General features: G+C 64.2%; 23 protein-coding genes. 21 read left to right on the top strand and 2 right to left on the bottom strand.

Annotated features, from left to right (window positions below):
- Nucleotides 1-131: 131 nt before the first annotated feature.
- Entirely contained in the window at nt 132-1145 is a 1014-nt protein-coding gene (locus BMF89_RS02920; protein WP_253190674.1) for a polyprenyl synthetase family protein, read from the bottom strand.
- Nucleotides 1146-1219: 74 nt separating this feature from the next.
- A complete protein-coding gene (locus tag BMF89_RS22730; RefSeq protein ID WP_306872086.1) occupies nt 1220-1408 on the bottom strand; it encodes a hypothetical protein in 189 nt (62 codons plus the stop codon).
- 25 nt (nt 1409-1433) lie between these two features.
- Between BMF89_RS22730 and BMF89_RS22725 the strand changes: the two genes are divergently transcribed.
- The 21 genes from BMF89_RS22725 to BMF89_RS02815 all read left to right on the top strand — a co-directional run bounded on the left by BMF89_RS22725 (nt 1434) and on the right by BMF89_RS02815 (nt 23613).
- On the top strand, nt 1434-1733 hold the full coding sequence (locus BMF89_RS22725) for a hypothetical protein (RefSeq protein ID WP_306872089.1): 300 nt from the start codon (nt 1434-1436) through the stop codon (nt 1731-1733).
- Nucleotides 1734-1915: 182 nt separating this feature from the next.
- The gene (gene dinB / locus BMF89_RS02910) at nt 1916-3118 is read left to right on the top strand and encodes a DNA polymerase IV (protein WP_253190673.1); all 1203 of its coding nucleotides are present in this window, start codon (nt 1916-1918) and stop codon (nt 3116-3118) included.
- 236 nt (nt 3119-3354) lie between these two features.
- Nucleotides 3355-3717 (top strand): DUF3040 domain-containing protein, encoded by a 363-nt coding sequence (locus tag BMF89_RS02905; protein ID WP_078105577.1) that lies wholly within the window; start codon nt 3355-3357, stop codon nt 3715-3717.
- A gap of 377 nt (nt 3718-4094) precedes the next feature.
- Nucleotides 4095-4526: a division/cell wall cluster transcriptional repressor MraZ gene (gene mraZ / locus BMF89_RS02900; protein WP_059389147.1), complete on the top strand. Its 432-nt coding sequence runs from the start codon at nt 4095-4097 to the stop codon at nt 4524-4526.
- 179 nt (nt 4527-4705) lie between these two features.
- A complete protein-coding gene (rsmH, locus tag BMF89_RS02895; RefSeq protein WP_078105576.1) occupies nt 4706-5704 on the top strand; it encodes a 16S rRNA (cytosine(1402)-N(4))-methyltransferase RsmH in 999 nt (332 codons plus the stop codon).
- The gene (locus BMF89_RS02890; RefSeq protein WP_078105575.1) at nt 5701-6366 is read left to right on the top strand and encodes a hypothetical protein; all 666 of its coding nucleotides are present in this window, start codon (nt 5701-5703) and stop codon (nt 6364-6366) included. Before rsmH ends, BMF89_RS02890 begins: the two co-directional genes overlap by 4 nt.
- 54 nt (nt 6367-6420) lie before the next feature.
- Nucleotides 6421-8217 carry a penicillin-binding protein 2 gene (locus BMF89_RS02885; RefSeq protein ID WP_253190671.1) on the top strand — a complete coding sequence of 599 codons (1797 nt, stop codon included), beginning with the start codon at nt 6421-6423 and terminating at the stop codon, nt 8215-8217.
- A gap of 182 nt (nt 8218-8399) precedes the next feature.
- Nucleotides 8400-10010 carry a UDP-N-acetylmuramoyl-L-alanyl-D-glutamate--2,6-diaminopimelate ligase gene (locus BMF89_RS02880; protein ID WP_253190672.1) on the top strand — a complete coding sequence of 537 codons (1611 nt, stop codon included), beginning with the start codon at nt 8400-8402 and terminating at the stop codon, nt 10008-10010.
- A gap of 6 nt (nt 10011-10016) precedes the next feature.
- Nucleotides 10017-11507, top strand: coding sequence for a UDP-N-acetylmuramoyl-tripeptide--D-alanyl-D-alanine ligase (murF, locus tag BMF89_RS02875; RefSeq protein ID WP_078105573.1), 1491 nt, complete (start codon nt 10017-10019; stop codon nt 11505-11507).
- A complete protein-coding gene (gene mraY, locus BMF89_RS02870; RefSeq protein WP_078105572.1) occupies nt 11504-12613 on the top strand; it encodes a phospho-N-acetylmuramoyl-pentapeptide-transferase in 1110 nt (369 codons plus the stop codon). The genes murF and mraY overlap by 4 nt, the downstream gene beginning before the upstream one ends.
- Nucleotides 12595-14196 (top strand): UDP-N-acetylmuramoyl-L-alanine--D-glutamate ligase, encoded by a 1602-nt coding sequence (gene murD / locus BMF89_RS02865; protein ID WP_078105571.1) that lies wholly within the window; start codon nt 12595-12597, stop codon nt 14194-14196. Before mraY ends, murD begins: the two co-directional genes overlap by 19 nt.
- Before the next feature lie 2 nt (nt 14197-14198).
- Complete coding sequence (ftsW, locus tag BMF89_RS02860) at nt 14199-15503, top strand: putative lipid II flippase FtsW (RefSeq protein ID WP_078105570.1); 1305 nt, start codon at nt 14199-14201, stop codon at nt 15501-15503.
- 6 nt (nt 15504-15509) lie between these two features.
- Nucleotides 15510-16631, top strand: a complete 1122-nt coding sequence (gene murG / locus BMF89_RS02855; RefSeq protein ID WP_078105569.1) for an undecaprenyldiphospho-muramoylpentapeptide beta-N-acetylglucosaminyltransferase — start codon at nt 15510-15512, stop codon at nt 16629-16631.
- Nucleotides 16628-18001, top strand: coding sequence for a UDP-N-acetylmuramate--L-alanine ligase (gene murC, locus BMF89_RS02850; RefSeq protein ID WP_078105568.1), 1374 nt, complete (start codon nt 16628-16630; stop codon nt 17999-18001). The genes murG and murC overlap by 4 nt, the downstream gene beginning before the upstream one ends.
- On the top strand, nt 17994-18830 hold the full coding sequence (locus BMF89_RS02845) for a cell division protein FtsQ/DivIB (RefSeq protein WP_078105567.1): 837 nt from the start codon (nt 17994-17996) through the stop codon (nt 18828-18830). Before murC ends, BMF89_RS02845 begins: the two co-directional genes overlap by 8 nt.
- A 216-nt stretch (nt 18831-19046) precedes the next feature.
- On the top strand, nt 19047-20276 hold the full coding sequence (gene ftsZ, locus BMF89_RS02840) for a cell division protein FtsZ (protein ID WP_078105566.1): 1230 nt from the start codon (nt 19047-19049) through the stop codon (nt 20274-20276).
- Nucleotides 20277-20314: 38 nt separating this feature from the next.
- Nucleotides 20315-21010, top strand: a complete 696-nt coding sequence (locus BMF89_RS02835) for a polyphenol oxidase family protein (protein WP_078105565.1) — start codon at nt 20315-20317, stop codon at nt 21008-21010.
- Nucleotides 21003-21752 carry a YggS family pyridoxal phosphate-dependent enzyme gene (locus BMF89_RS02830; protein ID WP_078105564.1) on the top strand — a complete coding sequence of 250 codons (750 nt, stop codon included), beginning with the start codon at nt 21003-21005 and terminating at the stop codon, nt 21750-21752. Before BMF89_RS02835 ends, BMF89_RS02830 begins: the two co-directional genes overlap by 8 nt.
- 88 nt (nt 21753-21840) lie before the next feature.
- Nucleotides 21841-22371, top strand: a complete 531-nt coding sequence (sepF, locus tag BMF89_RS02825) for a cell division protein SepF (protein ID WP_078105563.1) — start codon at nt 21841-21843, stop codon at nt 22369-22371.
- A gap of 103 nt (nt 22372-22474) precedes the next feature.
- The gene (locus BMF89_RS02820) at nt 22475-22762 is read left to right on the top strand and encodes a YggT family protein (RefSeq protein ID WP_078105562.1); all 288 of its coding nucleotides are present in this window, start codon (nt 22475-22477) and stop codon (nt 22760-22762) included.
- 167 nt (nt 22763-22929) lie between these two features.
- Nucleotides 22930-23613 carry a DivIVA domain-containing protein gene (locus BMF89_RS02815; RefSeq protein ID WP_078105561.1) on the top strand — a complete coding sequence of 228 codons (684 nt, stop codon included), beginning with the start codon at nt 22930-22932 and terminating at the stop codon, nt 23611-23613.
- Nucleotides 23614-23676 lie beyond the last annotated feature (63 nt).

Here is a 23676-nt window from a genome sequence, read left to right as displayed (position 1 = left end):
CCCCCCCCCCCCCCCCCCCCCCCCCCCCCCCCCCCCCCCCCCCCCCCCCCCCCCCCCCCCCCCCCCCCCCCCCCACCACTGTATTTAAGGCAGGTATTTAAGCTGCCCTTAACCTCGATTTATCCAAGAGTTCACGCGGCGCGGCTGACGGCGGCTTCGGCCAATTGCCTGAGTGCGGTAAGCGGGAGTTCAGCCAGGGGGAGGCGCTCCAAGGCCTCGAAAGCCTCGTTGCTCAGTTCCTCGATCATTGATTCCGTGGCTTCGAGCGCACCGCAATCCACGATGATCCGCCGGATCTCGGCAACCTCGGCCTCGCCAAGGTCCTGCCTTCCGAGCATGGTATCGATGTACTTCGAATCCGCGGCACCGGCCTGGTTGATGGCGAAGCCCACTAGTACGGTCCGCTTGCCTTCGCGGAGGTCATCTCCCGCAGGCTTCCCGGTGGTTCCGGGGTCTCCGAATACTCCCAGGACGTCGTCGCGCAGCTGGAAGGCCTCACCCAATGGCAACGCGAAGGCTGAATAGCCTTGCAGGAGTTTGTCGCCGGCACCGGCCAGGGCGCCTCCAAGGGCCAAGGGGTGTTCCGTCGAATACTTCGCCGACTTGAAACGGATGATGGACTGGGCACGGTGGACTGCGCCTGCGCGGTCCCGGACCGGGCCGGCGACTTCCTCCAGGATGTCCAGGTACTGGCCGGCCATGACCTCGGCGCGCATCAGGTTGAAGATCCGTCGCGCGGGTGTACCGGAGGCGGCCCGGCCGCCAATCTCCGTGAAGGCCTCCTCGCTGAAGGACAGGCACAGGTCTCCGGTGAGAATCGCGGCCGCATGACCGAACCGTTCGCTGTCCAAGGCCCAGCCTTCGCCCTCATGGAGCTGGCTGAACCGCTTGTGGACGCTGGGGCCTCCGCGCCGTGTATCAGAGCGGTCGATGATGTCATCGTGGATCAGGGCTGCCGCCTGGAAGAGTTCCAAGGCGCAGCCGGCAGTGATGATGTCCGGATGTGCGGACTCTCCTCCGGCGCCTCGCCACCCCCAGTAGCACATCAGGGCCCGGAGCCGTTTGCCACCTGTCACAAGGCTTGAGATCGAACCCATGAGGGGAGCCACGTCGGGGGAGATGGTGGCCATGGTTTCCTGTTGCATGCCGAGGAAGCCGTTGAGTTTGGCTGCGACATCGGCCACGAAACGGCTTTGTTCCGAGCCGAGGTTCTCTGTGGTCACTTGATCGACCCGGCGGCCACGTTGGCACCGATGGTGAACGTGGATTTGCCTGCGGTTTCCACCACCGAGATATTCACCGTTTCATTGTCGCCACGGAGGAAATCCTTTGATTTGATACTTCCCACAGTGTTGCCGGGAACTTCCTTGAAGCCCTGCGCGGTGAGCGCAGAGGTATAAAAGGCCACGACTGCGTCCGACGGGGACGAAACAGTGCCGACCAAGGCCACCGACGCCGGGGAGGAGTTCTTGTCGAAGCTGCTGGATTCGACCGCCGCCTTGGGCATCAAGGGAATCAGTTGCTGCGGGAATCCAGGGACCAGGGCGCCGACTGTCGCCGCAGCTCCGGCCGCGGGTGTGGACGTGGTAGCCGGCGCCGGACTTGCCGAGGCAGTGACCGCCCCTGACGATGCGGGCGCCGCCCCTTGGGATGCCGTGCTTGCCGGGGACGACCCGCAAGCCGATATGGTCAACGCGACGCCCGTGGCCAACAGGGCCAGGCTGACGGGTTGAGGCTTTCCAAAGAGCTTCACAGGGATTTCCTCCTGGGGACGACGCCGGATGCTGCCTCCAGTTTAGGACGCCGGACGCGGCGTCCAGTAACCAGCGCCGCGGCATAGGATTTCCCTGTGAGACCACAAGCAGAGGACAACGGGCGGGGCCCCCGCCAGGAAGTCGCTCCGGATCCCGCTGCCCTGCGGGAACTGAGGCGCACCAGCATCCTCCACGTGGACATGGATGCCTTTTTTGTCTCGGTGGAATTGCGCACCCGGCCCGAACTCAAGGGAAAACCCGTCATTGTGGGCTTTCCGGTGGATCGCTCGGTTGTCCTGTCCGCTTCCTACGAAGCGCGCGCGTTGGGCGTGAAGTCTGCGATGCCCATGGCCAACGCCATGCGGATGTGCCCCCGGGCGGTCATCATCGAGCCCCGCCACAGCCTCTACTACGAGGTGTCCCGGCAGTTGATGGGAATATTCGAATCAATAACGGACCTCGTGGAACCGTTGAGCGTGGACGAAGCCTTCCTGGACGTCGGCGGCGCGATCAGGAGGCTTGGTCCGCCCCTCCAGATCGGCCATTTGATCCGGCGCCGCGTTGCCTCAGAGCTGGGAATCACTGCGTCGGTGGGTATTGCTGCCAATAAGTTCGTTGCCAAAATTGCCTCTACACGCTGCAAACCCGACGGATTGCTGCTTATTGAGGCGGGACAGACCGTGGCCTATCTGCACAGCCTGCCCGTGAACGCCTTGTGGGGCGTCGGGGCGAAGACCGCCGATGTGCTCGCGAGATTGGGCATCCGGACCGTGGCCGATGTTGCGGCCACGCCGCCTTCTTCCTTGAAAAAGGTCCTCGGCGCTTCGGGAGAGCATGTCCACCGGTTGTCGATGGGCCTGGACCCGCGGCCAGTCACGCCCACGCGCCTCGAAAAGAGCATCGGCTCCGAGGAAACGTTCGCTATGGACACCCCGGATGACGCTCTCCTGCACCGTGAGTTGCTCAGGCTCTCCCACCGAACCGCGTCACGGCTGCGGACTGCGGGAATGGTGGCCAGGACCATAGCGCTGAAGCTACGGTATGCGGATTTTTCGACCATCAGCCGCAGCAAGACAATGCATACGCCGGTGGACAGCGCCCAACTGATCTATCAGGTGGCGAGCCAGTTGCTGGCGTCTTTGGGGGAGCGTCCCATGAGCGTGCGCCTTGTTGGAGTCCGGGCCGAGCAGCTCGAACCTGCAGAGCATGCCTCTCTGCAGTTGAGCCTCGACCGCAGGGACGACAACTGGCGTGCGGCCGAGCAGGCGCTTGATCGTGTCACCGAGCGATTCGGCAACAAAACGGTCCTTCCGGCGGCACTTCTGGAACCGCATGCGGAGCCTGATGGGGAGGGCTCTCCCTAGGCGGCGATGAGCCTCCCGCGTGCCTCCGGCGTGTCTTTCAGAACAGCGGCCAACAAACTATCCTAGAGATACACAGATTTAGACCGTCTGGATAAATTGCTCTGTTGTGTCTGTTCCGTGAGACCGTGTTCACAAGACCCGGTCTTCGGGAACCCTTTTTTGGGTTCATCCGTTTCTAGGGAACAGAGGCAACGGCCGCGGCGTATCCAGGCGCTGGCCGACTAAAGGAGGTCGCGATGCCCCTATCGGAGCACGAACAGAAGCTCCTCGAGCAACTCGAGAAGCAACTGCATGAGGACGATCCGAAGTTTGCCAATTCAATGGGCTCTGACCCCATTCGCTCATGGTCGACCAGGCACATCGTTATTGGCGTTCTAGGCACTATCGCCGGGATTCTCTTGTTGTTGGTAGGTGTGTCCTTGCAGAACATCTTCCTTGGGGTGTTGGGCTTCATTGTCATGGGCGCCGGCGTGTACTTCGCCACCCTGAGAAGGGCAGCCGGCCGCAAATCGAAGAGTGCCAAGCCAGGTAAGGCGCGGAACTCCTTCATGAGCAACCTCGAGGAACGCTGGGACGAGCGCCGCCGCGGCGAGGAGTAAGAGCGCTCCATCCGGAGGCTTGTCGTTCACGGATGACGAGTCCTCCACATTGCACCACCAGGCTCCGGCCTGATTGCGAAAAGACCCGAAAATCGGGTCTTTTCGCATTTAACCCCAGGTTGGCCGCGCCTCGCGAGCCTGCCTGCGCGACCCCGAAGCCGCCGTCGTGCGGCCGCCCGCAGCGCCGCGCCAAGCCCCCTCCACCGCCAACCACCTCTGGAATCCCTGTGTTTTCAGGCTTCAGCATTCGAAAGTGGGGCAGAAACACGCCGGATTGCGTTGACTGTGGGGGCTTGTGGAGTAAAGTGGAGCAAGTAAGAGGGTAGTGGCGGCGTGGGGCAGGTACGGGCACCTTTACGGATGGGGGCGGTGGGCCAGTGTTTCTTGGCACGCATTCTCCCCGTCTGGACGAAAAGGGCCGGATCATCCTTCCCGCCAAGTTCCGCGAGGAACTTGCTGACGGCTTGGTGCTCACAAGGGGCCAGGAGCGTTGCATCTACGTCTTCAGCCAGCGGGAATTCGAACGTATTCACGAATCCATGCGGGAGGCCCCTATCTCCTCCAAGCAGTCGCGTGACTACATCCGGGTTTTCCTGTCCGGAGCCTCTGACGAGGTACCTGACAAGCAGGGGCGCGTGACGATTCCGCCGGCGCTCCGGAGCTACGCAGGTCTCGAGCGGGAATTGGCGGTCATCGGCGCCGGAACCCGCGCAGAGATCTGGGATGCCCAGGCTTGGGACGAGTACCTGGCCGAGAAGGAAGCCGCCTTCTCGGAGACCGACGACGACAACCTTCCCGGGTTCATTTAGAAACCGGGACAGGAAACAGCAATGCTTCTTGGACGGGATCTCCAGCCGCCCATCACATTGTTTTCCTGGCTCACCTTCCCCGGAGCCAGGCAGACGCTGCGATAGGCGCGGATGGGGATCCGGCTCAAGAAGCGACCCACCCGACTGACAGACGAACAATTCAGCTCTGAGGAGGCCGCATGGAGGAGCAAGACGCGCCAAAACCAACCTCGGAGCGACATGTACCGGTCCTGAGGGACCGGTGCATCAATTTGTTGGCCCCCGGTTTTGAAGCGGCCCGCAGCCGCGGCGAAACGCCCGTGGCCATCGACGCCACGTTGGGAATGGGCGGCCACTCCGAAGCGATGCTGCAACGGTTCCCCGACCTGCACCTTGTCGGGATAGACCGGGACGAAGAGGCCCTCGCCCTCGCCGGAGAGCGACTGCAACCGTTTTCGGGCCGCACCGACCTCGTCCATGCGGTCTACGACGAGATCGAAGATGTCCTTACCGACCTTGGCATCCCCGAAGTGCACGGGATCCTCATGGATCTTGGCGTGTCGTCCCTCCAACTGGACGAGCGGGAGCGCGGTTTTGCCTACTCCTACGACGCGCCCCTGGACATGCGGATGGATACCAGCCGCGGCCAGACTGCCGCTGACGTCGTCAACAACTACTCCGAAGAAGACCTGGTCCGGATCATCCGCAAGTGGGGCGAAGAGAAGTTCGCAGGCAGGATCGCCAACCGCATCGTCACGGCGAGGGCCTCCAAGCCATTCGCCACCACCGGCGAACTCGTCGAGCAGATCCGCGGGGTTGTTCCCGCGGCGGCTGCGAAATCCGGTGGGCACCCGGCCAAGCGGACTTTCCAGGCCTTGCGGATTGAAGTCAACGAGGAACTCGACGTCCTGGAGAGAGCAGTTCCTGCCGCTCTCTCAGCCTCAGCGATGGGGGGACGGGTAGTGGTGATGTCGTACCACTCCCTCGAAGACAAGATCGTCAAGTCCGTCTTCCAGTCCCGGTCCAAGTCATCGGCCCCGCTCGGTTTCCCGGTGGAGCTGGAGGAGCACAAACCGGAATTCAAAACCTTGACCAAGGGCACGGAAGTGCCGACACCCGAAGAAATCGCCGAAAACCCGCGTGCGGCATCTGCCCGCCTGCGGGCCGTGGAACGCATCAAAGCGAGGAGAACAGCATGAGCACCGCTGCCGCGAAGATCCTGCCGACCACTGTGGGCAACACCGCGCGTGCCCTGCCCGCCCGAGGACCGGAGCGCGACGCGACCCGCAAGGCGCGGACCCCGCTCTCTCTCGTCCAGAGTGTTCCCGGACGACGGCGGACTCCCTTCGTCGTCTTTTGCTTCGGCGTGTTGGCGGCCGCCTTGATGACGGTCCTTGTGCTGAACATCTCGGTTTCCACGGCCCAATACGACTTGGTGAAGCTCAGGAACGACGATGCGTCCCTGAACAAGCAGAACCAGGATCTGACACAGCAGGTCCAGAACTACCAAGCTCCCCAGAATCTGGCCGCCAAGGCCGCAGAATTGGGAATGGTAGCTTCCACTGCCACGGGCCAGATCGATCTGGACACTCTGACAGTCACAGGTAAAGCCACGCCGGCAACCAAGGGACAGAATCCCGGTGCCGTCATCGCTGCTCCTGCGGTTGCAGGCCCGTCCAGCGTGCAACCTTCCGCGCCCGCCAAGAATGATTCGCTCGACAGCCGCAAACCCAGCGGGACGGCCGACCCGACGACGGCCAAACCGCAGGCGCCCGTGGTTCCTGCGGCACCCAAGCCGCCGGTTGTGGATCTTCACGGTGGTTCGGTCCCGGTTCCACAGCAGAAGGTACCCGGGCAGTAGCGTCCAGCCGACCTGATTTCAGGTAAACAGCAAGGCAAGCAGCAAGGAATCGACGTGGTGCAGAAAACCGGCAAACCGAAGAACAAGAGAACGCCGGTGGCGAAGAAGCGCCTGCGCATCGGCCTCGGAATCATGCTGACGCTGTTGCTGGTGGTCGGGGGAAAGTTGTTCCTGGTCCAGGGTCTCGACGTCGGAGGCCTGGCCGAGGCGGCCTATAACAACAGGCTGACAACCACCATCCTGCCCGCCGAACGCGGCAAGATCCTTGACGCCAACGGCACCGTCCTCGCCAGCAGTGTGATCCGCTACGACATCGTGGTGGACCAAACGGTCAATACGAACACCGATCAGTTTCCTCGTTTCAACACCCAGACCCAGGCCATAGACACGATCTCCAGGTCCCAGGGCATTGCCGAACTTGCCAGCGCTTTGGGGATGGACGTCAACCAGGTCACCCAGGCGGTGACCGGCGTCAAGAAATACAACGTCGTGGCCAAGGAAGTGAAGCCGGACGTCGAAGACCGGATTTCACAGCTGCACATCCCCGGGGTGGTTTCGGAAGGCGTCAGCAAGCGTGTCTATCCCAACGGGAGCGTCGCCGGGGGCGTCATCGGCTTCCTCAAGGACGGCACCACCGGCCAGGCCGGCCTTGAGCAGACCCAGGACGCCCTCCTCCGCGGCAAGGACGGCAAGCGGGTCTTCGAGATCGGCGCCGACGGGCTTCGCATTCCCGTGGCGACCGACCTGCTGACACCCGCCGTGAACGGCCAGGACGTCAAACTGACCCTCAACACGGACATCCAGTACTTTGCGCAGCAAGCGATCCAGACACAGGTCAACCAGCTCAATGCCGAGTGGGGATCGATCGTGGTCGAGGACGTCAAGACCGGCAACATCATCGCGATGGCGGACACGAACGCTCCCGACCCCAACGACCCAGGGAAGGTCGCGGCCGCGGACCGCGGCGTGCGGTCCGTGACGGCGGCCTACGAGCCTGGTTCCGTCGAGAAGATGATCACGGCATCGGCCGCCATCAACGAAGGGAAGTCCAGCCCGCTGGACACCGTCACGATTCCACCGGCCCTGACCATTGACGGTCAGACGTTCACTGATGCCTTCGTGCACGGTACTGAGCAGAGGACCCTTGCCGGTATCCTCGGCTATTCAATGAACACCGGTACCGTGATGATCGGCAGCCGCCTGAGCAAGCAGCAGCGTTACGACTACCTCACCCGCTTCGGCATCGGCGAAGCTCCGGACATCGGACTTCCCGCCGAATCGACCGGCATTCTCGCCAAGCCGGATCAATGGGACGACCGGCAGCAATACACCGTGTTGTTCGGCCAAGGTGTTTCCCAGTCCACGCTCCAGACCGTCCGGGCCTACCAAAGCGTGGCGAACGGCGGCGTGATGATCCAACCGCGGCTCATCGATGGCTACGTGGGAGCCGACGGTGTGGAGAACAAGGTGCCCGCCAAGGATTCCCGGCAGGTTGTCACCCCGGACACGGCCCAACAGGTCCGTGACATCCTCGAGAGCAACGTCACGATGGGCGAAGTGAAAGACGCCGGCATCGACGGATACCGGGTGGGTGCCAAGACCGGAACCTCCGAAGCGCCCCGTGAAGATGGCCTGCCAGGATTCGACGGCTACACCGCGTCCATTATCGGAATGGCTCCCATGGAGAATCCACGGTTCATTGTCGAGGTGGTTGTCCAGCGCCCCAAAGGGAACATCTACGGCATCACCCAGGGACCGATCTTCCGCTCGGTCATGGGCCAGGTGCTGCGCACCTACAACGTCCCGCCGTCCACCGGCACTCCGGCGCGGTTCCCGCAATACGGCAAGTAGCCAGCACGGCACATCACGCCAGTACGGCAAGTAGCCCAGTTTCGCCAAGTAAGCTTGTTGGGCATCTGTCCGGCCACTTTACGATCCACCCATGCCGTTCGGGGAGTCCCATGATTCTCCCGCGGCCAGTATTACGAGTACCAACGGAGACCACCTTGTCAGAGCAGAATGACGCCGTATCGATCCCTACAGGGAACCCGCCGGCTACGGACAACCCCGGCTTCCGTCCAGCCGTCGTGGCGCCTGTTCCCCTCGAGGCCATTGCTGCCTCCCTTGGAATCGCGCTGCCCCCGGACACGGGCGGCACATCGGTGACCGGTGTATCCCTCAACTCGCGCACTGTCGAGCCGGGGGATCTGTACTTGGCGCTGCCCGGAGCCACCCGTCACGGGGCCGACTTCGTCGCCCAAGCGGTGGCTGCCGGTGCCGTGGCGGTCCTGAGCGATGAAGAGGGCGCCCGGCAATTGGCACTTGACGACCTTGCCGTTCCGGTGCTGATCGTCGGGAACCCCCGGGCCGCCGTCGGGACCCTCGCTGCCCTCATATACCGCAGCCAGCCGCTCGACGGGGATTCGCCCACACTTTTCGGAGTGACCGGAACGAACGGCAAAACGACGACGACGTATTTCATCAACTCCCTCCTGCGCGCCCTGGGCATGAACCCCGGCCTCATCGGGACGATTGAAATCCTTGCCGGGGGTGAAGCCATCCCGAGCCTGCTGACGACGCCCGAGTCCACGGATGTCCACGCCTTGCTCGCCCTCATGCGTGAACGTGGTCTCGACGCGGCATCCATGGAAGTGTCCTCCCACGCCCTGTCATTCCACAGGGTCGACTCGGTGACGTTCGATGTTGCCGGTTTCACCAACCTGACACAAGACCACCTCGACCTGCACGGAAGCATGGACGGGTACTTCCGGACCAAGGCGGAGCTCTTCACGAGCGCGCACGCACGGCGTGCCGTAGTGACCGTGGACGACCCCTGGGGGCGCTTGCTGGCCGACGAGGCAGGAATTCCCGTGACCACGCTGTCGGCCACGCCTGGGGGCGACGCTGACTGGGCGGTGGAGTCGGTCAAGCAACGCGGGCTTGGAACGGACTTCGAATTGCGCCACCGGGATGGAACGGTCCTGAGTGTCCATACAGGGCTGCCGGGGGACTTCAACGTCGCCAACGCGGCCCTGGCCACCATCATGGTGCTCGACTCCGGCATCGACCCGCAGGCCCTGCAGGCGGCCCTGGACAGGCACGACCCCTTCACCGTTTCCGTGCCGGGCCGGATGCAGCTGATCTCCGAAGCCCCGGCTTCCGTTGTCGATTTCGCGCACAACCCGGATGCCCTCGCGAGGGCGCTGAAGGCCGTACGTTCGCAAGCGCCCGGATCCCGCGTGATTGTCGTTTTCGGGGCCACAGGACAGCGTGACCAGGGCAAACGGCCGACCATGGGCGCCATCGCCGCCCGGCTCGCCGACGTCGTGATTGTCAGCGACGACGATCCCCATGACGAAGACGCCGCGACGATCCGCGCGGAAGTCCTCGCCGGGGCGCGTGCCGCCCGCGCATCAGAGGACCTGGCGTGCGAAATCATCGAGGCGTTCCCCCGGGGCGCTGCCATCCGCCAAGCCGTGGACCTGGCCGCTGAAGCAGACACCATCCTGATCGCAGGGCGGGGCCATGAAGTCTGGCAGGAAGTGAAGGGCGTCAACCTTGCCCTCGATGACCGGGTGGAGCTCCGGGCTGCCTTGACAGCCAGGGGATTCAAGGTTTCCACGGACGAGCGGATAGAGTCCTAGACCGAGATGATTGCACTTACTGCGGCGGAGATCGCCGATATTACCAATGGCCGATTGGCAGCGGACCCGGGCATTGTCCCGGTGTCCGTCGTTACCGATTCCCGTGAGGCGGCTGCCGGATCGTTGTACGTGGCCAAGCCCGGAGAGAACGCCGACGGCCATGCCTACGTGGGCGCCGCGTTTGAGCGCGGTGCCGTTCTGGCGCTGACCGAGCGCGACGTTTCCGACGACGACGGACGGCCCTACCCCGCCGTCGTCGTCGATGACGCCGTGATCGCGATGGGAGCCCTGGCCGCAGAGTCGGTGCGCCGCATCCGTGCCGCACGTGCCGCCCAGGGGGAGCCGTTCACTGTCATCGGCATCACGGGCTCGGCGGGCAAGACCACTACCAAGGACCTGCTCGCGGGCATTCTTTCCCGGGCCGGGGCCACTGTGGCCCCGCAAGGTTCGTACAACGGTGAGGTCGGCGTGCCGCTCACCGTGTTCGGAGCCGATGCCGGCACCCGCTACCTCGTGATCGAAATGGGCGCCACCGGCGTGGGCCACATCAAGTACCTTGCCGAGATGGTCAAACCGGACATCGGCGTCGTTCTGTGCGTCGGCAGCGCCCACGCCGGCGAGTTCGGTGGCGTGGGGAACATCGCCAAGGCCAAGGGCGAACTCGTCGAGGCCCTGGGTATCGATGGAACCGCCGTCATCAACCTCGACGACGCGCGGGTCGCGGCGATGGCCTCCCGCACCCGGGCCACAGTGCTGGGGACCACGGCCACGGGCGTATCCGGTTCCGCGGTCGAAGCGAGGAACGCCGATATCGACGGCGACGGCCACCCCGAATTCGAACTCCACCTGCCCGACGGCGGGGTGCCGCACCGCGTCCACAGCAAGCTCATCGGTGCGCACCACATCACCAACTTGCTGGCCGCCGCGGCCGCCGCGTTCGCGGCGGGCCTCCCCGCCGCCGCGATTGCCGACTCGCTGAGCGAGCAGTCGCCGGCCAGCCGGTGGCGAATGGAACGCACTGAGCGGGCAGACGGCGTCACCATCATCAACGACGCCTACAACGCGAATCCGGAATCCATGCGTGCAGCCTTGCGCACCCTCGCCGACCTCGGCCAGGGACGCCGTACCTGGGCGGTGTTGGGCGCGATGCTGGAGCTTGGCGAAGACTCCATCCGCGAACACACGGCAGTGGGCACGCAAGTGGTCCGCTTGAACATTTCCAGGCTCGTCGTGGTTGGCCGCGAAGCCCGGGCGCTGTACATTTCCGCGATCCAGGAGGGCTCCTGGGGCGAGGAATGCAGTTTCACCGAAACGGCCGACGAGGCCTACGAACTGCTGCAGGCCGAGCTCGCACCCGGTGACCTGGTGCTTTTCAAGTCCTCGAACGGGGTCGGCCTAAGGTATTTGGGGGATCGGATAGCATTACCCCCACAGGCCGGAACGAGTGCGAACACCGCGGCTACAACTGCCGCAAATGAAGGGAACGAGCTGCTGTGATTGCACTGTTGATCGGCGCGGGCGTCGCCCTCCTGGTGGCTTTGGTCGGTACGCCACTCTTCATCCGTTTCCTCGTCACCAAGGGCTACGGCCAGTTCATCCGCGACGACGGACCCACGTCCCACCACACCAAGCGCGGTACTCCCACCATGGGCGGTACCGTCGTCGTGGCCGCAGTGCTCATCAGCTATGGGTTGACCCACCTGATCATGTGGATGATGAATCCACGATCAGCGGGCCCGTCGGCTTCGGGCCTGCTCTTGCTGTTCCTCATGGTCGGGATGGGATTCGTGGGCTTCCTCGACGATTTCATCAAGATCTCCAAGCAACGCAGCCTCGGACTCAATGCCAAAGCCAAGTTGATCCTCCAGGCCTTCGTCGGCATTGTCTTCGCAGTGCTGGTCCTGAACTTCCCCGACTCGCAGGGAATCACGCCGGCCTCCACGCACATTTCCCTCGTGCGGGACATTCCCTGGCTGAACCTGGCCTTTGGGGGGACGGTCCTCGGGGCCATCCTGTTCGTCATCTGGTCGAACCTGATCGTCACTGCCGCAACCAACGGCGTCAACCTCACGGACGGGCTGGACGGCCTTGCGGCCGGTGCCTCCATCATGGTCTTCGGGGCCTACACGCTCATGGGGATCTGGCAGAACAACCAGGCCTGCGGTTCACCCCGCGAGGCAGGCAGCGGCTGCTATTCGGTCCGCGACCCGCTCGACCTGGCGCTCTTGGCGGCCATTTGCAGTGCCGCCCTGGTGGGCTTCCTGTGGTGGAACACGTCTCCGGCGAAGATCTTCATGGGAGACACCGGTTCCCTGGCCATCGGCGGCGCAGTGGCCGGGTTTGCGATCCTCTCCCGCACCGAACTCCTCCTGGGCATCATCGGCGGACTCTTCGTCCTCATCACGCTGTCGGTCATCATCCAGGTGGGCTACTTCAAGGTCACCAAGGGCAAGCGGGTCTTCAAGATGGCCCCCCTCCAGCATCACTTCGAACTCAAGGGCTGGGCCGAAATCACGGTGGTTGTCCGATTCTGGATTCTTTGCGGCCTGTTCGTGGCCGCGGGCCTGGGTATTTTCTATGCTGAATGGGTGGTGCTGCTGTGAGCGCAAGTCCTCAAACCAAGCCATCGGCGAATGATCGGCTCCGGAACCTCGTCAGTTGGGATTCCGACTGGAAGGGCCTGCGCGTCGTCGTGACAGGCATTGGCGTCTCCGGTTTCGCGGCCGCCGATACCTTGATCGAACTCGGCGCACGGGTGGTGGTGGTTGACGCCGCCACCAGCGCAAAAGCCCTCGCCCAGGCTGACACCTTGAAGATCGTCGGCGCAGCCGACGTCCTCCTTGGCCAGGACGCCGTCACAACGCTGCCCCGCGTGGACGGTGAAAAGGCCGAACTCGTCGTGACGTCTCCCGGCTGGCGGCCGGACCAGTCCCTCCTGGCAGCGGCCAAACGGGCCCACGTGCCGGTGTGGGGCGACGTCGAACTCGCGTGGCGGGTCCGCGAACGCAAGGGCCGCAAGACGGCGGACTGGCTCACGATCACGGGCACCAACGGCAAGACCACGACGGTGGGCATGACCGAAGCCATGCTGCAGGCAGCCGGGCTCAAAGCAATCGCCGTGGGGAATGTGGGCACTCCCATCCTGGACGCGCTCCGCGACCCCGTGGAGTATGACGCTTTCGCGGTTGAGCTTTCCAGCTTCCAGTTGCATTGGATCGAATCCCTTTCCCCGGTGGCCAGCGTCTGCCTCAACGTCGCCGAGGACCACGTCGACTGGCATGGTTCCTACGAGTCCTACCTTGCCGACAAAGCAAGGATCTTCGAGAACACCCAGAAGGCGTGCATCTACAACGCTGAACAGATCGAGACCGAACGCATGGTGGAAAACGCGGACGTGGTCGAAGGTTGCCGGGCAATCGGTTTCACCACCTTGACGCCGGCCGTCAGCATGCTCGGCGTCGTCGAGGGGTTGCTGGTGGACCGCGCGTTCATCGAAGAACGCAAGAGTTCGGCAGAGGAACTTGCGTCCATGGCTGATCTGGGTCCCGCTGCGCCGCGCCACATGGTTGCCAACGCGCTGGCCGCGGCCGCGCTGGTGCGGGCCTACGGCGTCGAACCGTCCGCAGTGCGCCAGGGGCTCAGGAACTATCTTCCGGGAGACCACCGCATCCAGCCTGTGGCCAAGCAGAACGGCGTGCTCTGGGTCAACGACTCCAAGGCGACCAATCCGCACGCCGCGTCGGCGGCACTGGCGGCGTTCACCAAGGTCGTCTGGATTGCGGGCGGTTTGTCCAAGGGCGTCAACTACGACGAGCTGGTCAAAAGCAACGCGCCCAGGCTCAAGGCGGTGGTGCTGATCGGCTCGGACACCACTGACCTGGAAGCGTCCCTCAAGCGACACGCGCCGGATGTGCCCGTAATCGGGCAGCCCAAGGGCGACACTGAAATGGTGCAGTCCGCCGATTCAGCTGGTGCCGCCGCGGAACCGTCTCCGATCTTCGGCGACACCGTGATGGCCCATGCTGTCGAGTCGGCAGCAGGTATCGCCGAGTCCGGCGATACCGTGCTGATGGCCCCGGCGGCTGCCTCCATGGACCAGTTCTCTTCCTACGCTCACCGTGGCGATGCTTTCATCCGGGCAGTGCGCGAGCTTGTGGAAGGCCAGGCACAGACCACCGAGGAGTAACAATGGTCAGCACGCCCACGCGCAGCGGTCCCGGGCGGACCCGGGCCGGGAACGCAGACCCCGCTCGAGGCGCGGCCGGCGTTGCCCGAGCCTCCCTGCTATTCCGCATTCGCTCCGGGATAGCTGGTTTCTGGTCAACGCTTGAGGGAAGCGGCAAATCCAGGAACGGGTCCACGTACTACCTGATTCTCGGCGCATCGCTCGCGCTCACGGCAATCGGGATCATCATGGTCCTTTCGGCGTCCAGTGTCGAAGCGATTGCGGCCGGCGAGTCTCCCTATTCGATCGCCACCAAGCAAGGCATGTTCGCCGCCATCGGCATCGTTGCGATGCTGGTGCTTTCACGGGTCAACGTCCTGTGGCTGAAGAGATTCGCGTGGCCCTCGATCATTCTTGCCGGCGCCTTGTTGGTGCTGGTCCTCATTATCGGCAAGCGCGTGCTGGGCAACCAGAACTGGATCGAGATCGGTGGCTTCACCTTTCAGCCATCGGAATTCGCCAAGTTCGCGCTGGTGCTCTGGATGGCCACGGTCCTTTCCGTCAAGGCCAAGCTCCTCGACAAGTGGACGCACGCACTGATCCCGATCGTTCCGGTCTCCGGCGTGATCATTACCTTGATTGTCCTGGGGCACGACCTTGGAACGTCGTTGGTGGTCATGTTGATCATGGCGGCCGGCCTGTTTTTCGGCGGCGTCAACCTGAAGCTCTTCGCCGGGGCGGGGGGTGTTGCCGCTGCGGCGGCACTGGTACTTGCGGTGACCAGTGGAAACCGGATGTGCCGGATCACCTCGTGGATGGGGCAGAGCTGCGCGGGGGCGAGTGACATCGGCTTCCAGAGCGAACAGGGGCTCAGCGCCCTTGCCTCAGGCAGCTGGTTCGGAGTTGGCCTTGGCCAGAGCCGGCAAAAATACCAGTGGATTCCCGAAGCCCACAACGACTTCATCTTCGCTGTCATCGGGGAGGAGCTCGGCCTCGTGGGGACCATCGTGGTCCTGGTGCTTTTCGCGCTGCTTGCCGTTGCCATCTACCGGGTTGTCAGCCACCAGGAAGACTTGTTCGCCCGCGTGCTCGGCGGCTCAATCATGGCGTGGATGCTTGGTCAGGCCGCGATCAACATGGCCATGGTGGCCGGCCTGCTGCCGGTGATCGGCGTTCCCCTGCCTTTCATTTCCTATGGCGGTTCAGCGTTGGTGATGTCCCTATGCGGCGTGGGCGTAGTGTTGTCTTTGGCCCGCGCCCAAATGGCTCCTGCCAGCCGTTCCAAGCCGCGCTGGCGACTTGCGAAAACTGCACGAAAGCGTACATAGCACTCCATGAATTCCCAAACCAAGGATTCCCAGCCTAAACCCCTCTCCGTGGTCCTCGCCGGCGGCGGGACCGCCGGACACATCAGCCCGTTGCTCGCCATTGCCGACGCGATCACGTCGCTGCGGCCGGACGCCAGGATCCTTGCCGTCGGCACGCCCAACGGCATGGAAACGCGGCTCGTTCCAGCCGCCGGCTACGAGTTGGCCACGATCGATCGGGTTCCCTTTCCCCGGAAGCCTTCCGCGGATCTGCTCAAACTGCCCGGCAGGCTGGCGGCGGCGGTCAAGCAAGCCGGACGAATCCTGGACGACGCACACGCCGACGTCCTCCTCGGCGTCGGCGGCTACGTCTGCACTCCCATGTACCTCGCGGCCTGGCGTCGGAGGATCCCCATCGTCATCCACGAGGCCAACACGCGCGCCGGGCTCGCCAACCGGGTGGGAGCCATGTTCACGAAGCATGTCGGGGTGGCCTTCCCCGAGACCCGGCTGCGGCATGCCCGCCACGTGGGGATGCCCATGCGCAAGGCCATCGCCGGTCTGGACCGTGAGGCCTGGCGTGCGGAGGCCAGGCAGTCCCTGGGCCTGGACGCCGGACAGCCCGCACTCATCGTGACGGGCGGTTCTTCCGGCGCCCAGAGCATCAACCGCACCATCGCCGGCGCGGTCGCCGCTCTGGCGGAAGCCGGCATCCAGACGCTGCACATCACCGGCCGGGGCAAGGCAGTGACCAACGACGACGGCGCCCCCCTGGCGGCCGACGGCTACCACCAGGTGGAATACGTGGACGGCATGGAGAATGTCTACGCGGCAGCGGACGTCCTCCTTGCCCGGTCCGGCGCGGCAACGGTCAGTGAGGTTGCCGCCGTCGGGCTCCCCGCGGTATTCGTTCCGCTGCCCATCGGAAACGGCGAGCAGGCACTGAACGCCTCCGCCTTGGTCAAGGCCGGGGCGGCGCTTCTGGTCGACGACCGGGCACTGACCGCGGAATGGCTCAAAGCCGAGGTGATTCCTTTGCTCACGGATCAGGCCCGCCTCGAGGACATGGCCAGCAAGGCAAAAGGACTTGGCATCAGAAATGCTGATCAGCGGATGGCTGGTCTCGTCTTGGAAGCGGTAAGCGAATGACCCAGCCCCTCGCAGACATTGGCTCCCTTGGCCGGGTCCACTTCATCGGCATCGGCGGCGTGGGCATGTCAGCCGTCGCACGCATCATGGTGGCCCGGGGCGTACCCGTGAGCGGTTCGGACGCGAAGGACCTGCCCGTCATGCATGACCTCCGGTCCGCCGGGGCACGGATCGCAGTTGGCTACGCCGCGGAAAACCTTGGGGACGCACAGACCGTCGTCGCCGGTTCGGCCATCAAAGCCGACAACCCGGAACTGGAGGCGGCCCGGGCCGCCGGCCTGCCGGTGCTGCACCGTTCGGAAGCCCTCGCCGCAACCATGGGCACGGACCGGGTGGTGACCGTGGCCGGCACGCATGGCAAGTCCACCACGACGTCAATGGTGGCTGTCCTGCTCAAGGAAGCGGGCCTCGATCCCTCGTTCGCCATCGGCGCCAACGTACCCGCCCTCGGGGTGAACGCGGCGCACGGCACCTCGGACATCTTCGTTGCCGAAGCCGACGAATCGGACGGCTCCTTCCTGAACTACCGGCCCCTCATAGCCGTCGTCACCAACGTCGAAGCCGACCACCTGGACTACTACGGCACGCCGGAGGCGGTCCATGCCTCCTTCGACAGTTTCGCTGCGCTGCTGCCCGCCAACGGGGTCCTTTTTGCCTGCGCGGACGACGAGGGTGCCCGGGCCCTCGCGGAACGGACCCGCGAAGCTGGCAATACCCGGGTGCTGAGCTACGGGACATCAAAGGACGCCGATATCCGCCTCCACGACGGGGGACCCGGCGATGTCCGGGTTTCTGTCGACGGAAAGGAGTACGCGCTTGACCTCCAGGTGCCCGGGCGGCACAACGCCTTGAATGCGGCGGCCGCGTTCGCCGTCGCCGTCGAGCTCGGCGTCGCGCCCGAAGCTGCCTCGGCCGCCCTCGGCCGTTTCACCGGAGCCTCGCGGCGATTCGAGTTCAAGGGGGAGGGGAGGGGCGTGCGTGTCTACGACGACTACGCCCACCACCCCACGGAGGTCCGGGCGGCCTTGGCGGCGGCCCGCTCGGTGGCAGGCGGCAACAAGGTGCATGTGCTTTTCCAGCCGCACCTGTTTTCGCGCACCCGCGAATTCGCGGAGCAGTTTGCGGAAGCGCTTGGCGAGGCGGACACGGCCCTCGTGCTGGACATCTATCCTGCCCGCGAGGATCCCATACCCGGAGTCACGAGTACCTTGATCACGGGCCGACTGAAGAGTGGCAGGCTCGTGGCCGGCGGACAGGAAGCACTGGACGCGGTTCTCGCCGCGGCCGGCGAGGGCGACATCGTCCTGACCGTCGGAGCCGGCGACGTGACGGCCTACGGGCCCCGGATCGTGGAGTTGTTGGGTGGCTGACACCCGGAAACCCACTTTCAAGCCGCAGGCAGGCAAGCCCGGCGTGGTCAGTGCAGAACGCAGCCTCGACGATCCCGCCGGAGGCCCTTCGGAAGCCGCGGGCGTCAAGGACAGCAATGTGCTCGCCTTTCCGGAGCCCAAGGGACGCAAGCGGCGGCGGACGGTGCTCACGGTGTTGGCCATCGTCGTCGCGCTGGTCGCCGGAATCATCGTTGCGGCGGTCTACTCGCCGGTGTTCGCCGTGCGCACAGTGACTGTCGACGGCACCAAGCTGCTCCAGGCAGGGAGCGTCCAGAAGGCCCTTGAGCCGGTGAAGGGGAAACCCCTACCGCAAATCAACGACGCCGACATCGCCGCGCTGCTCAAACCCCTCGTCCAGGTGCGTTCCGTCAGCACGGAGGCCCGCCCGCCGTCGGAACTTTTGGTCCACGTCGTGGAGCGGGTGCCCGTGGCGCTGGTCAAGAGCGGTGACAACTATTCACTGGTTGACGTCGATGGCGTCCAGCTTGGATCAACCGCGGATCCCGCATCGGTTGCCTTGCCCCTCATCGACGGGCAGGGAGCCAACCAGAGTCTCTTCAGGGCGATCACGGCTGTACTTGCGACGCTGCCGGCGGATGTTCTGGCGAAGATGGCCAGCGCGTCGGCCACCTCGCCGGACGCCGTCGAGCTCAAGCTGACGGACGGCAAGACTGTTGTCTGGGGGAATGCGGACGAGAAGGAGCTGAAGGCGCGCGTCCTCGAGGCATTGCTCAAGGCTCCCGTTAATCCAAAAGTTCCTGTGAACGTTTACGATGTCAGCACGCCGAGGCATCCGTTTACCAAATAGGCCATTTCACGAAGTAATCTCGCCTGACGCACAGGGCTATTTTTCGGACTTTCACACGACACGCGGAGGCGGTCATTGAATGTCGGATTCATAGCCCATACCGTCACATAAGAGTTACTTGACATAACTATAACCTTCAACTAGAGGGTTAAGGTCCAAGAATTCAAGTTGGACTCGATCTGTTTCGCTATAGGACACAAGCAAGGGGCACGAAACGTGGCAGCACCGCAGAATTACTTGGCCGTCATCAAGGTCGTCGGCATCGGCGGCGGTGGCGTGAATGCAGTTAACCGAATGATCGAAGTCGGCCTCCGCGGCGTCGAGTTCATCGCCATCAACACCGATGCCCAGGCTCTCCTCATGAGCGACGCGGACGTCAAGCTTGACGTCGGACGCGAGCTCACGCGAGGCCTGGGAGCCGGCGCCAACCCCGACGTCGGACGCCAGGCGGCCGAGGACCACGCCGACGAGATCGAAGAGGTCATCCGCGGAGCGGACATGGTGTTCGTCACCGCAGGCGAAGGCGGCGGAACCGGAACCGGCGGCGCCCCCGTTGTGGCCCGGATCGCTCGCTCGCTCGGTGCCCTGACCATCGGCGTCGTCACCCGGCCCTTCACCTTCGAAGGCCGCCGGCGCGCCGGTTCGGCCGAGGCCGGAATCGACGCCCTGCGCGACGAAGTCGATACCCTCATCGTCATCCCGAACGACCGTCTGCTCTCCATCAGCGACCGTAACGTCTCCGTCCTGGACGCTTTCCGTTCCGCTGACCAAGTACTCCTGTCCGGTGTCCAGGGCATCACCGACCTCATCACCACTCCCGGCCTGATCAACCTTGACTTCGCCGACGTGAAGTCGGTCATGCAGGGTGCGGGCTCCGCGCTGATGGGCATCGGCTCGGCCCGCGGCGAGGACCGCGCGGTCAAGGCGGCAGAGCTCGCCATCGCTTCGCCGCTCCTGGAAGCGTCGATCGACGGTGCGCACGGCGTCCTGCTCTCCATCCAGGGCGGCTCCGACTTGGGTCTGTTCGAAATCAACGAGGCCGCGCGGCTCGTGCAGGAAGTGGCCCACCCCGAGGCCAACATCATTTTCGGTGCCGTCATCGACGACGCCCTGGGCGACGAAGCACGCGTCACGGTCATCGCCGCCGGTTTTGACGACCTCAAGGCGACGTCCCCGTCAATGAACCAGTCCGCTGCCCAGCAGCCGGGCCAGCACCAGGCCCCTGCGGCGCCGGACCGTCCCGCACCGTCGGCTGCCCCGGCCTATGCGGCGCCGCAGCACGTGTCCGCCGGCGTCGGGGCCTCCGGCTTGAGCAACTGGGGCCAGCAGCGCCCGTCGGCCTTGCCGGCCGACTCGGGCTTCGACGTCGACCTCCCGGCCGTCGTCGAACCGGACCTTTCGGGAAGCCGCACCGACGACCTCGATGTTCCGGACTTCCTGAAGTAGCCAGTCCGTTCAAACCCACCCAGGAGAGTCAGCCAGTAGTGTTTTGGTGGCGAAAAGAAGTACGACCGGGGATATCGGTCGCCTTCTCCGATGACGATGCGGGCAACCTTGCACTGCACGTGGCGGACAACCCTGACGATGTCATGGCGCGCCGGGCCCGGCTGGAAGCAGCAGCGGGGCTCGGCGAACGCCGTTTCCAATTCATGAACCAGGTCCACGGGAAAGCCGTCGAATTCATCTCCGCGCACGGGGACGGACCGACGGCCGACGCCATGGTGTCCAGGGGGCAGCCCCTCGCGGTGATGGTGGCCGACTGCGTCCCCATCGTCCTGTTGGGCGAAGTGCGCAACGAAGCCGACCCCGTCCTTGCGGTGGTCCACGCCGGGCGGCCCGGCGTTGCTGCGGATATTGTTTCCGCCACCGTGGTGGATATGCGAGACCGCGGTGCCGCGACCATCAGCGCCTGGGTTGGACCTTCCATCTGCGGCGAATGCTACGAAGTTCCCGAAGAGCTGCGGTCCGAGGTAGCTGCCGCTGTCCCGGAAACCTGGTCGACAACCTCGTGGGGCACTCCCGCGCTGGACCTGCCTGCCGGTGTGCGTGCCCAGCTGAAAGCCCTCGGCGTCACGGTCGAATACTCGGGAGAGTGCACGCTGGAGACCGCGAAGCTTTACTCCTACCGGCGCAGTCAGCAGACTGGCCGCTTCGCGGGTTTGGTGTGGACCCATGAGTGAGGCTTTTCCAACGGCGGAAAGCAGGCCGGACGACTCGCGGACCGCTGAACTGCGCGAACGGCTAGCCGTGGTCCGCCGGCGGATATCCGCGGCAACCACCGCCGCCGGGCGAAGCGAAGAGCCGCAACTGATAGTCGTCAGCAAGTTCCATCCCGCGGCGGATGTAGCCCGGTTGGCGGCACTTGGCGTCACGGACGTCGGTGAAAACCGGGACCAGGAAGCATCCGCGAAGTTCGCCGAGCTCGCCGGACTCCCGGTGCGTTGGCACTTCATCGGTCAACTGCAAAGCAACAAGGCCAAGTCCGTGGCGAAGTACGCGTTTTCCGTGCAGTCAATCGACCGCCCTCAACTCGCCGAGGCCTTGGCCAAGGCTGTCGCGCGGCAACAGTCCGAGACGGGCAGGCCGGACCTTGATTGCTACATCCAGGTCAATCTTGAGCACGACGGCGGCGCCCACCGCGGCGGCGCCGCCCCGTCCGACGTCGAACGCCTCGCCGGGTCCATCGCCACCGCTTCCGGTCTGCGCCTGGCCGGCGTGATGGCCGTCGCGCCGCTCGGAGCGCCCCCGGAGGCGGCGTTCGAGAAGCTCGCAGCCATTTCAACGGATCTGCGGAAGCTGCATCCGGACGCTGCGGGGATATCGGCCGGGATGAGCCAGGACCTCGAAGCTGCCGTGCAATTTGGCGCGACACACCTGCGAATTGGCTCGGATATTCTCGGTTCGCGTCCGCGGGTGGGGTAGCGTCAAAGTATTGGAAGCGACGGGCCGGGATTTCAGCTATGTCAAGTCATGGGCGGCCCGCCTACTGCAGACACGATAGGAGTCCAGCATGGCTGGCGCACTGCGCAAGACAATGGTTTATCTTGGGCTCGCCGATGGCGATGAACACTACGAGTCTGAGCAGCACGTGCAGCACACGGACGAGGACCGGTCTGTCGACCACAATCGTGAAGAGCGCCGCGCCCCTGCACCTGTACGTGAAGTAGTTCGTGAAGTCCCCCCTGTCGCCGAAGAGGAATACCGCGCACCCGTGACACCTATCAAGCGTGCGGCATCGAGCCGCGAAGACGCCTCCGGACTGAGGCAGATCACCACCGTCCACCCCCGCTCCTACAACGACGCCAAGATCATCGGCGAAAGTTTCCGGGACGGCATCCCCGTGATCATGAATGTCACCGACATGGGTGAGGGAGATGCCAAGCGCCTTGTTGACTTCTCCGCCGGGCTGGTCTTCGGACTCCATGGCAGCATCGAGCGCGTTACCAGCAAGGTTTTCCTGTTGTCGCCGTCGTACGTCGAAGTTCTTGGCGACGACAAGAAGGTCAGCGAAGCCCAAGCAACGTTCTTCAACCAGAGCTAGCAAAGTCATCACGGATGCCAGGCAGAGCGATCTGCCTGGCATCTGTGTTGCAATAGAGGGACTGACCGAGAAAAGTGGCGAACTAGGAGATCTGAGCTAACCCGTGGGCATAGTTTTCGGCCTTTTGTACATTGCATTGCTGCTGTTCCTGGTCACCCTCATCATCAGGCTCGTTTTTGATCTGGTGCAGATGTTTGCGCGCCAGTGGCGCCCCCGTGGCGCTGCGCTGGTGGCCGCGCATGTGGTCTATTCGGTGACTGATCCGCCCCTGAAGCGGATCCGCCGGCTGATCCCGCCGCTGCAGCTTGGCGGGGTATCCCTTGACCTGGCATTTTTGATCGTGTTTATTGTCGTCAGCATCGCGATGGGATTCGTCTACTCGCTGGCGTAGCTCTTCCGCAGTCCATGTGCCGTCGATCTGATTTCTTCGGCTTGTGGACTGCAAATCCTCCGACCCAACACGATGGTGTTGAATTGGGGGAATCAGATGATATTTAGGTACCGTAGTTTTGAACGGCCGGAAGGCCTACTGACTAACTAGACCAACGAGGTGACCAGATGGCTTTGACGCCAGAAGACGTTGTCAACAAGCGCTTTCAGCCGACCAAGTTCCGCGAAGGCTACGACCAGGACGAGGTCGACGACTTTCTCGACGAAATCGTCGTCGAGCTGAGGCGCTTGAACCAGGAGAACGACGAGCTGCGCAAGAAGCTCGGCGAAGGCGGAAACGCGGTCCCGGCCAGCGCAGCATCGGCACCCGTGGTCGAGAAGGTGCCCGCGCCGGTGAAGGCCGACAAGGACGCCCAGGCCAAGGCGGAAGCCGAAGCCAAGGCTGCCGAAGCCGAGAAGAAGAAGGAGCCGGCCGTTGCCGCTGCTCCTGCCCCGGCCGCACCTTCGGCTGGTTCTCCTTCGGCTGAGTCCGCAGCCGGCCTGCTGGCCATGGCGCAGCAGATGCACGACAAGCACGTGGCCGATGGCGAGCAGCAGAAGGAAAAGATCATCGCCGAGGCGCAGATCGAAGCCTCCAGCCTCGTCAACGACGCCCAGGACAAGTCCCGCAAGATCCTCGGTGCCCTCGAGCAGCAGCGCAGCGTCCTCGAACGCAAGGTGGAGCAGCTCCGCGGCTTCGAGCGCGACTACCGCTCCCGCCTGAAGGCCTACATCGAAGGCCAGCTGCGTGACCTGGATGCCCGCGGCTCAGTTGCGGCCCCCGAGGTCGGCGAAGCCGCCGCAGAGGTCTAGCAAGTATTCTGAAAGCCGGTGGCTGGGGATTCCTCGGCCACCGGCTTTCGCCTGTTAAGGCGC

The organism is Arthrobacter sp. SRS-W-1-2016 (assembly GCF_002009585.1).
Classification (GTDB): Bacteria; Actinomycetota; Actinomycetes; order Actinomycetales; family Micrococcaceae; genus Arthrobacter; species Arthrobacter bambusae_A.
The sequence above is the reverse complement of the archived record's forward strand: the minus strand, read 5'-3'. Positions and strand labels throughout refer to the sequence as shown.